Genomic DNA, 12351 nt, shown 5'->3' with positions numbered 1-12351 from the left:
AGCCGGGCTGCGCAGCGATCAAGACGTTGGTTCGGTGACCGTTTCGAGGCGATAGCCCAAGGCGTAGGAAGAGCTCAAACGCAAACCATTCTGGGGGCGCAGTTGCAGCTTCTGCCGCACATTGGACAGATGTGTGTCGAGGGTGCGGGAGGTGGGAGGGATCTCCCGGTTCCAGACCGTCTCGGCCAGCAAATCGCGTGAGAGCAGGCGGCCGAGATTGCGCAGAAACAGCAGCGCCAGTTCGTACTCTTTGGGCGCCAGATTGATGGATTCGCCACGCAGTTCGATGACATGGCGCGCCGGATCAATGTGATAGGGGCCCACATCGAACGGCGGGTTGTCGCGCGTGGCCGGTTGCATGCGGCGCCACAGCGCGGCGATGCGCGCCAGCAGTTCGGCCGGGCGTAGCGGCTTGACGATGTAGTCGTCGGCGCCAGCCTGCAATCCTTGCACCAGATCCTCTTCCTGATTGCGGCTGGTCAGGAAAATGATGGGCAGGCTCATGCCATAGCGCGAACGCAAATAACGAACGACTTCATCGCCATCCATATCGGGCACTTGCCAGTCGACCAGGATCAGGTCGAAAGTCTCTGTGCGCAGCGCGGCCAGCAAATCCTGGCTCTGTTGGAAACTGCTGCATTCGTAGCCGGCTTGCTCTAGCAATTGCTGTATTTGCTGGGCTTGGTCCAGGTCATCTTCTAATGAGGCGATTCTCATGGGCCGTGCTTCTGTAAGGGTGGGACCGGTGCGGCAGGCCTGAGCAATCGCGGCTTCACGATGCTCTGACTTCGCCATCATACTCGTTGTCACACATGCTCTGATTTTTGCGATAAACCCATGAAACAAGAGTGTTAATCATTGCAAAGTTGACGAATCTTGACTGGCCGACAGACGCAACAGAGCGTCACACTATCGCCAATCGCATCAGGGTCTGCCGCCAGGCTGCACCCGCGGTGCGGGCAACGATTTCTAGGTGAAATAGGGCCTGGTCATGAAGCAATTGAGCGCTTTAATCATGGTGCCGGATTCGGCCAGCCGCGCTCGTAGTATCTCGGTACTGCTGCAAGCGGGAATCTCCACCAAAGGCTGTTCCACGCCGCTGGAACTATTCAGCCTGCTCAACGAAGCGCACTACGACATCGTGGTGCTCGACGTGAGCGAGCTGGGCGAACTCGGGTTCGCCCTTATCGCAAGGCTGCGCGGGGCGGCAGAGCTGGGCGTCATCGTCAAAGGTGAGGCCATGCCGGTCGAAACCCGCCTGCGCTGCCTGCAAAGCGGCGCGGATGCGGCGCTGTCCGAGCCGGTCGACGATCGGGAGCTGGCCTGTATCCTGCTCGCCCTGGCGCGCCGCCTGCCATCCTGGCAGGATCATGCCGCCGATCAGGCGCATGGCGATGTGGTGCCCGGCGGCAAATGGGAGCTGCGCGATCAGGACTGGACGCTGGCCGCGCCCACCGGCGCCACGCTGTCGCTTTCTGCCAACGAAAGGCTGCTCGTGCGGACGCTGCTGCAAGCCGAAGGGCGCGCCGTCAGCCGCAGCGTGTTGGGCGCGGACCTCGGCGCCGAGGGCAGCGTCAACCGCATGACGGGGGCGCGCAGCATCGACGTGGTCATCAGCCGGTTGCGGCGCAAGGCGGAGCTGGCAGGCCTGATTCTGCCTATCCGCACGGTCTACGGCAGCGGGTATCTGTTCGCGCAGGATTAAACGGGGTCGGAGTCCGCCGCGCAGCGTTCCGTCATCCCGCGCATTTTTTGCGCACAGCCTTTGACAGCGGTGGATAACTACGCTAAGCTAAAGGGCTTACTGCTTTATGCGCGTGCAAAGTACAGGTGCTGCGGATTGAGCAAGACTGCCGGATGCGTCACGAGTTCGGGTAGTTTTGTCCGCACCCACCCACACCAGGGCTGCCAGCTTTGTCATCACCAGATGGTTTTGGCTAGCGATGCCTGTGTGGGTAATAGCAGTGAAACAGGCATCTCTCACACTTTGCGCGCTTGTCTGCAAGACCCGCTCTTTTACGTCACCCACGTCAGAGGCGGTTTTGCGCAAACTGCCTCCGCCAGGCGTCTTAGCATCAGGCGTCCGGAGGACATAGTACGTAAGTACTTACCAGTGGTACGTAAAAGGGATTTCAAAGGTCATGCCTACCATTAGCCAACTCGTGCGCAAGCCGCGCGAAGTCAGCATCATCAAGAGCAAGAGCCCCGCGCTGGAGAATTGCCCCCAGCGCCGTGGCGTTTGCACCCGTGTCTACACCACCACCCCCAAGAAGCCGAACTCCGCTCTGCGTAAGGTTGCCAAGGTGCGTCTGACCAACGGTTACGAAGTCATTTCGTACATCGGCGGCGAAGGCCACAACCTGCAGGAGCACTCGGTCGTTCTGGTGCGTGGCGGTCGTGTGAAGGACTTGCCCGGTGTGCGTTATCACATCGTGCGCGGCTCCCTTGACCTGCAAGGCGTCAAGGACCGTAAGCAAGCTCGTTCGAAGTACGGTGCCAAGCGCCCGAAGAAGGCCTAATCACCTTCGCCGCAGTACCCAGGTTGCGGGAGGACCCGTGGCCCGGAGAGTGTGCAGCTGCGCCAGTGAACGCTGGAATAGTGTGCAGCACGTAAGGGGTCATTCTGTATGGATGACCATGGCCGTGTGAAAGCGCGGTTCAACTGAACAGACACAAGGAAGCAAAAATGCCCCGTCGTCGCGAAGTACCCAAGCGCGAGATTCTGCCCGATCCGAAGTTCGGCAGCGTCGAGCTCGCCAAGTTCATGAACGTTGTGATGCTGGACGGCAAGAAGGCCGTCGCTGAGCGCATCGTCTACGGTGCCCTGGCTCAAGTCCAGACCAAGACCGGCAAAGAGCCGATTGAAGTCTTCACGCTGGCCATCAACAACATCAAGCCGATCGTCGAAGTCAAGAGCCGCCGCGTTGGCGGTGCCAACTACCAAGTGCCGGTTGAAGTGCGCCCCGTGCGCCGCCTGGCCCTGGCTATGCGTTGGCTCCGTGAAGCCGCCAAGAAGCGTGGCGAAAAGTCGATGGATCTGCGTCTGGCTGGCGAACTGATCGACGCCTCTGAAGGTCGTGGCGCCGCAATGAAGAAGCGCGAAGACACGCACAAGATGGCCGAAGCCAACAAGGCTTTCAGCCATTTCCGCTGGTAATTTAAGGATTAATCCACCATGGCCCGCAAAACCCCGATCGAGCGCTATCGCAACATTGGTATCTCTGCGCACATCGATGCAGGGAAGACCACCACGACCGAACGCATCCTGTTCTATACCGGCGTCAATCACAAGATTGGCGAAGTGCATGATGGCGCAGCCACCATGGACTGGATGGAGCAAGAGCAAGAGCGTGGCATCACCATTACGTCGGCGGCTACGACGGCGTTTTGGCGCGGCATGGCCGGCAACTATCCCGAGCACCGCATCAACATCATCGACACCCCGGGGCACGTGGACTTCACCATCGAGGTGGAGCGTTCCATGCGCGTCCTGGACGGTGCTTGCATGGTGTACTGCGCCGTGGGCGGCGTTCAGCCTCAATCGGAAACCGTTTGGCGCCAAGCCAACAAGTACGGTGTGCCCCGTCTGGCCTTCGTGAACAAGATGGACCGTACTGGCGCCAACTTCTTCAAGGTCTACGAGCAGCTGCGCACCCGCCTGCGTGCCAACCCCGTGCCCATCGTGATCCCCATCGGCGCCGAAGACACGTTCACTGGCGTGATCGATCTGGTCAAGATGAAGGCCATCATTTGGGACGAAGCCAGCCAAGGCACGAAGTTCGACTACGCCGACATCCCGGCCGAACTGCAAGCCGACGCTGAAGAGTGGCACGAGAAGCTGGTCGAAGCGGCCGCCGAATCGTCCGAGGAACTGATGAACAAGTACCTCGAAACCGGTTCGCTGGACGAGGCTGAGATCAACAACGCCATCCGTCAACGCACCATCGCTGGCGAAATCCAGCCGATGCTGTGCGGCACCGCCTTCAAGAACAAGGGCGTGCAGCGCATGCTGGACGCGGTCATCGACTACCTGCCCTCGCCTGTGGATATTCCGCCGGTCGAAGGCACCGATGACAACGGCAACGAAGTCAAGCGCAGCGCCAACGACGAAGAGAAGTTCTCGGCGCTGGCGTTCAAGCTGATGAGCGATCCGTTCGTGGGTCAGTTGACCTTCGTGCGCGTCTACTCGGGCGTGCTGAAGTCGGGCGACACGGTTTTCAACCCCATCAAGGGCAAGAAAGAGCGTATCGGCCGTATTCTGCAGATGCACGCGAACAACCGCGAAGAAATCAAGGAAGTTCTCGCTGGCGACATCGCCGCCGTGGTGGGTCTGAAGGACGTGACCACCGGCGAAACGCTGTGCGACATCGATTCCCATGTCACGCTGGAGCGCATGGAGTTCCCCGAGCCTGTGATTTCGCAGGCCGTCGAACCCAAGTCGAAGGCTGACCAGGAAAAGATGGGCCTGGCCCTGTCGCGTCTGGCTCAGGAAGATCCGTCGTTCCGCGTGCGCAGCGACGAAGAATCCGGCCAGACCATCATTTCGGGCATGGGCGAGCTGCACCTGGAAATTCTTGTTGACCGCATGAAGCGCGAATTCGGCGTGGAAGCCAACGTCGGCAAGCCCCAGGTGGCCTATCGCGAAACCATCCGTAAGGTCTGCGAAGAAGTCGAAGGCAAGTTCGTCAAGCAGTCGGGCGGTCGCGGTCAGTACGGTCACGTGGTGCTCAAGGTCGAACCGTTGCCCCCGGGCGGCGGCTTCGAGTTCGTCGATGCCATCAAGGGCGGTGTGGTTCCTCGCGAATTCATCCCCGCGGTGGACAAGGGCATCCAGGAAACCCTGCCTGCAGGTATTCTGGCTGGCTACCCGGTCGTGGACGTGAAGGTCACGCTGTTCTTTGGTTCGTACCACGATGTGGACTCGAACGAAAACGCGTTCAAGATGGCCGGCTCGATGGCTTTCAAGGAAGGTATGCGCAAGGCCAGCCCGGTCCTGCTCGAACCGATGATGGCTGTTGAAGTCGAAACGCCGGAAGACTACGCTGGCAGCGTGATGGGCGATCTGTCCTCGCGCCGCGGCATGGTCCAGGGTATGGACGATATGGTCGGCGGCGGTAAGATCATCAAGGCAGAGGTTCCTCTGGCCGAGATGTTCGGTTACGCCACCAACCTGCGTTCGCTGACGCAAGGTCGTGCCACGTACACGATGGAATTCAAGCATTACTCCGAGGCTCCCAAGAACGTCGCTGACGAAGTCATCGCCGCTCGGGCCAAGTAAATAACCGTCGCCGCGACCCCATGATCCGGGGCGCGGCAAATATCCAAGTTTCCTTGAAAGTTAAAGGATATAGATCATGGCAAAAGGCAAGTTTGAACGTACCAAGCCGCACGTGAACGTGGGTACGATTGGTCACGTTGACCACGGCAAAACGACGTTGACGGCGGCGATCACGACGGTGCTGTCGACGAAGTTCGGTGGCGAAGCCAAGGGTTACGACCAGATTGACGCGGCGCCGGAAGAGAAGGCCCGTGGTATTACGATCAACACGGCACACGTCGAGTACGAAACGGAATCGCGTCACTACGCGCACGTTGACTGCCCGGGCCACGCTGACTATGTGAAGAACATGATCACGGGCGCGGCGCAGATGGACGGCGCGATTCTGGTGGTTTCGGCCGCTGACGGCCCGATGCCGCAGACGCGTGAGCACATCCTGCTGAGCCGCCAGGTTGGCGTGCCGTACATCATTGTCTTCCTGAACAAGGCTGACATGGTTGACGACGCCGAGCTGCTGGAGCTGGTGGAGATGGAAGTTCGCGAACTTCTGTCGAAGTACGACTTCCCGGGCGATGACACGCCGATCGTGAAGGGTTCGGCCAAGCTGGCGCTGGAAGGCGACAAGGGCGAACTGGGCGAGCAAGCCATTCTGGCGCTGGCCGCTGCACTGGATTCGTACATCCCGACGCCTGAGCGTGCGATTGATGGCGCGTTCCTGATGCCTGTGGAAGACGTGTTCTCGATCTCGGGTCGCGGCACGGTGGTCACGGGTCGTATCGAGCGTGGCGTGGTCAAGGTTGGTGAAGAAATCGAAATCGTGGGCATCAAGCCGACGGTGAAGACGACTTGCACGGGCGTTGAAATGTTCCGCAAGCTGCTGGACCAAGGTCAAGCGGGCGACAATGTGGGCATTCTGCTGCGCGGCACCAAGCGCGAAGACGTGGAGCGTGGCCAGGTTCTGGCCAAGCCGGGTTCGATCAACCCGCACACGGACTTCACGGCCGAGGTGTACATTCTGTCCAAGGAAGAAGGCGGCCGCCACACCCCGTTCTTCAACGGCTATCGTCCGCAGTTCTACTTCCGTACGACGGACGTGACGGGCACGATCGATCTGCCGCAGGACAAGGAAATGGTTCTGCCGGGCGACAACGTGACGATGACGGTCAAGCTGCTGGCCCCCATCGCCATGGAAGAAGGTCTGCGTTTCGCCATCCGTGAAGGCGGTCGTACCGTCGGCGCCGGCGTCGTCGCCAAGATCCTCAAGTAATACCCATCACGAGGGCGGTCAGGCTACCGACCGCCTTCGTTTTTCGTTCTTTAGGAAACGCCATGAAAAACCAAAAGATCCGCATCCGTCTGAAGGCCTTCGATTACAAACTGATCGATCAGTCCGCAGCGGAAATCGTTGACACCGCCAAGCGTACCGGCGCTGTCGTCCGCGGTCCGGTTCCCCTGCCCACGCGCATCCGTCGTTACGACGTTCTGCGTTCGCCGCACGTCAACAAGACGTCGCGCGACCAGTTCGAGATCCGCACCCATCAGCGCCTGATGGACATCGTGGATCCCACCGACAAGACCGTTGACGCCCTGATGCGTCTGGACTTGCCGGCCGGTGTCGACGTCGAGATCGCTCTGCAGTAAAGCAAGGCAAAACGGGGTGCGCGCCTGGCGCGCGTTCCGAAAAATGGCCGCATCTCCTCGGAGTGCGGCCATTTTGTTTTTCCGGGCAATTATCCGGCCCGATTCTGTCGCTGTCGCGGCAGCCCGACACGGCTTGGCTAAAACGCTAAGTGCTTGTGCCAGCTACAAAAAACATGCTAATATGTGAAGCTTGCCATTTTGTGGCAAGAATAACTATGGCCGGCAGCCTGCAAAAGCGTTGGCCTGGTACTTAGTCCTGTAGGGTGAGGGCCGTTACCCTTTACCTGATTAGCCCCGACCAATCGCAGTCGGGAATGGAGAAAACAATGTCGAATACGACGCCCACGCCCGCCGCCCATCGGCTGGGTTTGGTGGGTCGCAAGGTCGGCATGACCCGCATTTTTACCGAGGAAGGCGAGTCCATCCCGGTCACTGTGCTGGACGTGTCCAACAACCGCGTGACCCAAGTCAAGTCCCTGGAAACCGACGGCTACGCCGCCATCCAAGTGACTTATGGCAATCGCCGCGCCTCGCGCGTGACCAAGGCTGAGGCCGGTCACTTCGCTAAGGCTGGCGCTGAAGCCGGCAGCAACCTGAAGGAATTCCGTCTCGATCCCGCGCGCGCTGCTGAATTTGCAGCTGGCTCGGTCATCGCCGTGGAATCCGTCTTTGAAGCCGGTCAACAAGTCGACGTGACGGGCACCACGATTGGTAAAGGCTTTGCCGGTACCATCAAGCGCCACCACTTCGGCTCGCAACGTGCCTCGCACGGTAACTCGCGTTCGCACCGCGTGCCTGGCTCCATCGGCCAAGCACAAGATCCGGGCCGCATTTTCCCCGGCAAGCGCATGGCTGGCCATCTGGGCGATGTCACCCGTACGGTTCAGAACCTCGACGTCGTTCGTGTCGACGCTGAGCGCGGCCTGCTGTTGGTCAAGGGCGCAGTCCCCGGCCACGCGGGTGGCGATGTCATCGTGCGTCCGGCCATCAAAGCGCCGGCCAAGAAGGGGGCGTAAGTAAATGGATCTCAAGCTCCTGAACGACCAAGGTCAGGCCGCGACGTTTAGCGCGCCCGACACCGTCTTCGGCCGCGACTTCAACGAAGCGCTGGTGCACCAGATCGTTGTTGCCTTCCAGGCCAACGCTCGCAGCGGCAACCGCGCTCAGAAAGACCGCGCTGAAGTCAAGCACTCCACCAAGAAGCCCTGGCGCCAGAAGGGTACCGGCCGCGCTCGCGCCGGTATGACTTCGTCGCCGCTGTGGCGTGGGGGTGGTCGCACGTTCCCGAATTCGCCTGAAGAAAACTTCAGCCAGAAGGTCAACAAGAAGATGTACCGCGCCGGGATCCGCTCGATTCTGTCGCAGTTGGCTCGTGAAGACCGCATCGCCGTGGTTGACACCTTCTCGCTCGAGTCGCCCAAGACCAAGCTGGCAGCCGAAAAGCTGAAGACCCTGGGCCTGGATTCCGTGCTGATCATCACCGATACGGTGGATGAAAATGTTTACCTCGCCACTCGCAACCTGCCGCACGTTGCCGTGGTCGAGCCCCGCTATGCCGATCCGCTGTCGCTGATCCACTACAAGAAAGTGCTGATCACCAAGCCGGCCATCGCGCAACTCGAGGAGATGCTCGGATGAACGCCGAACGCTTGATGCAAGTCATTCTCGCGCCGGTCGTGACTGAAAAAGCCACGTTCGTCGCCGAGAAGAACCAGCAAATCGCTTTCCGTGTGGTGGCTGACGCTACCAAGCCGGAGATCAAGGCTGCCGTCGAACTGCTCTTCAAGGTGCAGGTCGAAGCCGTGCAGGTCCTCAACCGTAAGGGCAAAGTCAAGCGCTTTGGCCGTTTCGTTGGTCGTCGTCGCAATGAGCGCAAGGCCTACGTCTCGCTCAAGGACGGCCAGGAAATCGACTTTGCGGAGGTGAAGTAAATGGCCCTCGTTAAAGTAAAGCCGACCTCGGCTGGCCGCCGTGGCATGGTGAAGGTCGTCAGCCCCAAGCTGCACAAGGGTGCGCCTCACGCCGCTCTGCTCGAAAAGAAGATCCGTGGTTCGGGCCGTAACAACAACGGTCACATCACGATCCGTCATCGTGGCGGTGGCCATAAGCAGCACTACCGTGTTGTCGACTTCCGTCGCAACAAGGACGGTATCCCTGCGAAGGTTGAGCGTCTGGAATATGACCCCAACCGCACGGCTCACATCGCCCTGCTGTGCTACGCCGATGGCGAGCGTCGCTACATCATCGCTCCGCGTGGTGTGGAAGTGGGTGCCACGCTGATCTCGGGCGTCGAAGCCCCGATCCGCGCCGGCAACACGCTGCCCATCCGCAACATCCCGGTGGGTACGACGATTCACTGCGTCGAGATGATCCCCGGCAAGGGTGCTCAGATGGTTCGTTCGGCCGGCGCCTCCGCCGTCCTGATGGCCCGTGAAGGCACCTACGCTCAGGTCCGTCTGCGCTCTGGTGAAGTGCGTCGCGTGCACATTGAGTGCCGCGCCACCATCGGTGAAGTCGGTAACGAAGAACACAGCCTGCGCCAAATCGGTAAGGCCGGTGCCATGCGTTGGCGCGGTATCCGCCCGACGGTCCGTGGTGTCGCCATGAACCCGATCGACCACCCGCACGGTGGTGGTGAGGGCCGTACCGGTGAAGCTCGCGAGCCGGTCAGCCCGTGGGGTACTCCGGCGAAGGGTTTCAAGACCCGTCGCAACAAGCGGACGAACAATATGATCGTTCAACGGCGCAAGCGCAAGTAAGAGGCGAACACTATGTCACGTTCGATCAAGAAAGGCCCGTTTGTCGACGCGCACCTGATCAAAAAGGTGGAAGCGGCCGTGACGGGCAAAGACAAAAAGCCGATCAAAACCTGGTCGCGCCGTTCCACGATCCTGCCCGAGTTCATCGGTCTGACGATCGCTGTGCACAATGGCCGCCAGCACGTTCCCGTTTACATCAACGAGAACATGGTCGGTCACAAGCTTGGCGAGTTCGCCCTGACCCGTACGTTCAAGGGTCATGCCGCGGACAAGAAGGCGAAGAGGTAAGCGATGGAAACTACTGCCATTATCCGTGGGGTTCACATCTCGGCGCAGAAAACCCGTCTGGTTGCGGATCTCATCCGCGGCAAGTCGGTCGCTCAGGCGCTGAACATCCTCAACTTCTCGCCGAAGAAGGCTGCCGGCATCCTGAAGAAGGCTGTCGAGTCCGCCATCGCCAACGCTGAGCACAACGAAGGCGCTGATATCGACGAGCTGAAGGTCACCACGATTTATGTGGACAAGGCTCAATCGATGAAGCGTTTCTCGGCTCGCGCCAAGGGCCGTGGCAACCGTATCGAGAAGCAGACCTGCCACATTACGGTCAAGGTCGGAGCTTAAGGAGTCAAGATGGGTCAGAAAATTCACCCCACTGGGTTCCGTCTCGCGGTCACCCGTAACTGGTCCTCGCGTTGGTACGCCGACGACAAGGCTTTCGGCGGCATGCTGGCCGAAGACATCCGCGTGCGCGAGTACCTGAAGAAGAAGCTCAAGAGCGCTTCGGTCGGTCGCGTGGTCATCGAGCGTCCCGCCAAGAACGCCCGCATCACGGTTTACTCGGCTCGTCCGGGCGTGGTGATCGGCAAGCGTGGCGAAGACATCGAAAACCTGAAGGCTGATCTGCAGCGTCTGATGGGCGTGCCCGTGCACGTCAACATCGAGGAAATCCGCAAGCCGGAAACCGACGCTCAGTTGATCGCCGACTCGATCTCCCAGCAGCTCGAAAAGCGCATTATGTTCCGCCGCGCCATGAAGCGCGCCATGCAGAACGCCATGCGCCTGGGTGCTCAGGGCATCAAGATCATGAGCTCGGGCCGTCTGAACGGTATCGAAATCGCTCGTACCGAGTGGTATCGCGAAGGCCGCGTGCCGCTTCACACGTTGAAGGCGAACATCGACTACGGCACCTCCGAAGCCCACACCACCTACGGTGTGATCGGCATCAAGGTGTGGGTCTATAAGGGCGATATGCTGGCCAATGGCGAGCTGCCTCCCGAAACCGCCGCCCCGCGTGAAGAAGAGCGTCGTCCGCGTCGCGCCCCCCGTGGCGATCGTCCGGATGGTGCCCGCAACGGCCGTCCGGGTGGTCGTGGTCGTGCTCCCCGTAAGGCGGACGCGGCTCCGGCGCCTGAAGGAGAATAACAATGCTGCAACCGTCTCGCAGAAAATATCGCAAAGAGCAGAAAGGCCGCAACACCGGCCTGGCGACTCGCGGTGCCAACGTGTCCTTCGGCGAATTCGGCCTGAAGGCCACCGGCCGTGGCCGTCTGACCGCCCGTCAGATCGAAGCTGCTCGTCGTGCCATCAACCGTCACATCAAGCGTGGCGGCCGTATCTGGATTCGTATCTTCCCGGATAAGCCGATCTCGCATAAGCCGGCTGAAGTCCGGATGGGTAACGGTAAAGGCAACCCCGAGTACTGGGTCGCGGAAATCCAGCCCGGCAAGGTGCTCTACGAAATGGAAGGGGTCAGCGAAGAGCTGGCGCGCGAAGCGTTCCGCTTGGCCGCCGCGAAGCTGCCGATCTCGACCACGTTCGTCGCGCGTCATATCGGTGCTTAAGGAGTACAAATATGAAAGCTAGCGAACTCCGTTCGAAAGACGCCGCCGAGCTGGGCAAAGAGCTCGAGAGCCTGCTGAAGGCGCAATTTGGTCTGCGCATGCAGAAGGCTACGCAGCAGCTTGCCAACAACAGCCAGCTGCGCAACGTGCGTCGCGACATCGCGCGTGTGCGTACCTTGCTGACCGAGAAGGCAGGGAAATAAACATGAGCGAAACGCAAAACACCCAGGTTACCAAGCGCCAGCGTACGCTGGTCGGCAAGGTCGTCAGCAACAAGATGGACAAGACTGTCGTTGTGCTCGTTGAGCGCCGCGTCAAGCACCCCATCTACGGTAAGATCATCATGCGTTCGGCCAAGTACAAGGCCCATGATGAAACGAACCAGTACAACGAAGGCGATACCGTCGAAATCGCAGAAGGCCGCCCCATCTCGCGCTCCAAGGCGTGGCGTGTGGTGCGTCTGGTCGAAGCGGCGCGCATCATCTAAGTTGCATCGCGGCATTCCAGGGTTCGCCCCGGATGCCACGAAAAAAAGCGGCAGGGAGCAATCCCCGCCGCTTTTTTTTGGTTCATTGAGCATTACCGGGGAAGGCGGCGCGGATTTTGAGGAAGAAGTATTCTTGGTCGCGGTACCCGTAGGCGCGCCGCTTAATGGCCTTGATGGTGTTGTTGATGCCCTCAACGATGCTGGTGTTTAGTCGATGCCGGCATCTGGCCAGGATGCCATGCAGATAGCCTTTCAGACGCTGAGCGAAGGTGTTCAAGGGGGCTATACCGCTTTGCTCGGCCTGCTCGCACCAGTGGTGCCAGGCTTGTTTTGCCCAGGCAGGTC

18 protein-coding genes are annotated in these 12351 nt (G+C 60.1%); 16 read left to right on the top strand and 2 right to left on the bottom strand.

Annotation, left to right across the window (positions count from 1 at the left end):
• Nucleotides 1-18: 18 nt before the first annotated feature.
• Entirely contained in the window at nucleotides 19-717 is a 699-nt protein-coding gene (locus CAL22_RS00090; protein WP_094809305.1) for a response regulator transcription factor, read from the bottom strand.
• A gap of 274 nt (nucleotides 718-991) precedes the next feature.
• Between CAL22_RS00090 and CAL22_RS00085 the strand changes: the two genes are divergently transcribed.
• The 16 genes from CAL22_RS00085 to rpsQ all read left to right on the top strand — a co-directional run bounded on the left by CAL22_RS00085 (nucleotide 992) and on the right by rpsQ (nucleotide 12006).
• Nucleotides 992-1705 carry a response regulator transcription factor gene (locus CAL22_RS00085; RefSeq protein ID WP_094809303.1) on the top strand — a complete coding sequence of 238 codons (714 nt, stop codon included), beginning with the start codon at nucleotides 992-994 and terminating at the stop codon, nucleotides 1703-1705.
• Between the two features lie 436 nt (nucleotides 1706-2141).
• Nucleotides 2142-2519, top strand: a complete 378-nt coding sequence (rpsL, locus tag CAL22_RS00080; protein WP_005017264.1) for a 30S ribosomal protein S12 — start codon at nucleotides 2142-2144, stop codon at nucleotides 2517-2519.
• Between the two features lie 167 nt (nucleotides 2520-2686).
• Nucleotides 2687-3157, top strand: coding sequence for a 30S ribosomal protein S7 (rpsG, locus tag CAL22_RS00075; RefSeq protein WP_012415731.1), 471 nt, complete (start codon nucleotides 2687-2689; stop codon nucleotides 3155-3157).
• An 18-nt stretch (nucleotides 3158-3175) separates the two neighbouring features.
• Nucleotides 3176-5278: an elongation factor G gene (fusA, locus tag CAL22_RS00070; protein WP_094809301.1), complete on the top strand. Its 2103-nt coding sequence runs from the start codon at nucleotides 3176-3178 to the stop codon at nucleotides 5276-5278.
• Between the two features lie 76 nt (nucleotides 5279-5354).
• Nucleotides 5355-6545, top strand: coding sequence for an elongation factor Tu (gene tuf / locus CAL22_RS00065; protein WP_094809299.1), 1191 nt, complete (start codon nucleotides 5355-5357; stop codon nucleotides 6543-6545).
• 62 nt (nucleotides 6546-6607) lie between these two features.
• Entirely contained in the window at nucleotides 6608-6919 is a 312-nt protein-coding gene (gene rpsJ / locus CAL22_RS00060) for a 30S ribosomal protein S10 (RefSeq protein WP_003806903.1), read from the top strand.
• Nucleotides 6920-7245: 326 nt separating this feature from the next.
• Nucleotides 7246-7935, top strand: coding sequence for a 50S ribosomal protein L3 (gene rplC, locus CAL22_RS00055; RefSeq protein ID WP_167383517.1), 690 nt, complete (start codon nucleotides 7246-7248; stop codon nucleotides 7933-7935).
• 4 nt (nucleotides 7936-7939) lie between these two features.
• The gene (gene rplD, locus CAL22_RS00050; protein ID WP_094809295.1) at nucleotides 7940-8557 is read left to right on the top strand and encodes a 50S ribosomal protein L4; all 618 of its coding nucleotides are present in this window, start codon (nucleotides 7940-7942) and stop codon (nucleotides 8555-8557) included.
• The gene (gene rplW / locus CAL22_RS00045; RefSeq protein ID WP_005017278.1) at nucleotides 8554-8850 is read left to right on the top strand and encodes a 50S ribosomal protein L23; all 297 of its coding nucleotides are present in this window, start codon (nucleotides 8554-8556) and stop codon (nucleotides 8848-8850) included. Before rplD ends, rplW begins: the two co-directional genes overlap by 4 nt.
• Nucleotides 8851-9678 (top strand): 50S ribosomal protein L2, encoded by an 828-nt coding sequence (gene rplB / locus CAL22_RS00040; protein ID WP_094809293.1) that lies wholly within the window; start codon nucleotides 8851-8853, stop codon nucleotides 9676-9678.
• Nucleotides 9679-9690: 12 nt separating this feature from the next.
• Nucleotides 9691-9966, top strand: a complete 276-nt coding sequence (rpsS, locus tag CAL22_RS00035; protein ID WP_005017283.1) for a 30S ribosomal protein S19 — start codon at nucleotides 9691-9693, stop codon at nucleotides 9964-9966.
• A gap of 3 nt (nucleotides 9967-9969) precedes the next feature.
• A complete protein-coding gene (rplV, locus tag CAL22_RS00030; protein WP_005017285.1) occupies nucleotides 9970-10299 on the top strand; it encodes a 50S ribosomal protein L22 in 330 nt (109 codons plus the stop codon).
• Between the two features lie 9 nt (nucleotides 10300-10308).
• Entirely contained in the window at nucleotides 10309-11100 is a 792-nt protein-coding gene (gene rpsC, locus CAL22_RS00025; protein ID WP_094809291.1) for a 30S ribosomal protein S3, read from the top strand.
• A gap of 2 nt (nucleotides 11101-11102) precedes the next feature.
• On the top strand, nucleotides 11103-11519 hold the full coding sequence (gene rplP / locus CAL22_RS00020; protein WP_094809289.1) for a 50S ribosomal protein L16: 417 nt from the start codon (nucleotides 11103-11105) through the stop codon (nucleotides 11517-11519).
• Nucleotides 11520-11530: 11 nt separating this feature from the next.
• The gene (rpmC, locus tag CAL22_RS00015) at nucleotides 11531-11722 is read left to right on the top strand and encodes a 50S ribosomal protein L29 (protein ID WP_094809287.1); all 192 of its coding nucleotides are present in this window, start codon (nucleotides 11531-11533) and stop codon (nucleotides 11720-11722) included.
• Between the two features lie 2 nt (nucleotides 11723-11724).
• Nucleotides 11725-12006 (top strand): 30S ribosomal protein S17, encoded by a 282-nt coding sequence (gene rpsQ, locus CAL22_RS00010; RefSeq protein ID WP_094809285.1) that lies wholly within the window; start codon nucleotides 11725-11727, stop codon nucleotides 12004-12006.
• Between the two features lie 82 nt (nucleotides 12007-12088).
• Here the strand turns inward: rpsQ and CAL22_RS00005 are convergent.
• A partial coding sequence (locus tag CAL22_RS00005) for a transposase (protein WP_143276932.1) occupies nucleotides 12089-12351 on the bottom strand: 263 nt, incomplete at its 5' end.

Source organism: Bordetella genomosp. 12 (assembly GCF_002261355.1).
Classification (GTDB): domain Bacteria; phylum Pseudomonadota; class Gammaproteobacteria; order Burkholderiales; family Burkholderiaceae_B; genus Bordetella.
The sequence above is the reverse complement of the archived record's forward strand: the minus strand, read 5'-3'. Positions and strand labels throughout refer to the sequence as shown.

Coding starts and splice junctions, on each gene's coding strand:
- CAL22_RS00090 (WP_094809305.1), bottom strand. CDS start 717: ATGAGAATCGCCTCATTAGAAGATGACCTGGACCAAGCCCAGCAAATA.
- CAL22_RS00085 (WP_094809303.1), top strand. CDS start 992: ATGAAGCAATTGAGCGCTTTAATCATGGTGCCGGATTCGGCCAGCCGC.
- rpsL (WP_005017264.1), top strand. CDS start 2,142: ATGCCTACCATTAGCCAACTCGTGCGCAAGCCGCGCGAAGTCAGCATC.
- rpsG (WP_012415731.1), top strand. CDS start 2,687: ATGCCCCGTCGTCGCGAAGTACCCAAGCGCGAGATTCTGCCCGATCCG.
- fusA (WP_094809301.1), top strand. CDS start 3,176: ATGGCCCGCAAAACCCCGATCGAGCGCTATCGCAACATTGGTATCTCT.
- tuf (WP_094809299.1), top strand. CDS start 5,355: ATGGCAAAAGGCAAGTTTGAACGTACCAAGCCGCACGTGAACGTGGGT.
- rpsJ (WP_003806903.1), top strand. CDS start 6,608: ATGAAAAACCAAAAGATCCGCATCCGTCTGAAGGCCTTCGATTACAAA.
- rplC (WP_167383517.1), top strand. CDS start 7,246: ATGTCGAATACGACGCCCACGCCCGCCGCCCATCGGCTGGGTTTGGTG.
- rplD (WP_094809295.1), top strand. CDS start 7,940: ATGGATCTCAAGCTCCTGAACGACCAAGGTCAGGCCGCGACGTTTAGC.
- rplW (WP_005017278.1), top strand. CDS start 8,554: ATGAACGCCGAACGCTTGATGCAAGTCATTCTCGCGCCGGTCGTGACT.
- rplB (WP_094809293.1), top strand. CDS start 8,851: ATGGCCCTCGTTAAAGTAAAGCCGACCTCGGCTGGCCGCCGTGGCATG.
- rpsS (WP_005017283.1), top strand. CDS start 9,691: ATGTCACGTTCGATCAAGAAAGGCCCGTTTGTCGACGCGCACCTGATC.
- rplV (WP_005017285.1), top strand. CDS start 9,970: ATGGAAACTACTGCCATTATCCGTGGGGTTCACATCTCGGCGCAGAAA.
- rpsC (WP_094809291.1), top strand. CDS start 10,309: ATGGGTCAGAAAATTCACCCCACTGGGTTCCGTCTCGCGGTCACCCGT.
- rplP (WP_094809289.1), top strand. CDS start 11,103: ATGCTGCAACCGTCTCGCAGAAAATATCGCAAAGAGCAGAAAGGCCGC.
- rpmC (WP_094809287.1), top strand. CDS start 11,531: ATGAAAGCTAGCGAACTCCGTTCGAAAGACGCCGCCGAGCTGGGCAAA.
- rpsQ (WP_094809285.1), top strand. CDS start 11,725: ATGAGCGAAACGCAAAACACCCAGGTTACCAAGCGCCAGCGTACGCTG.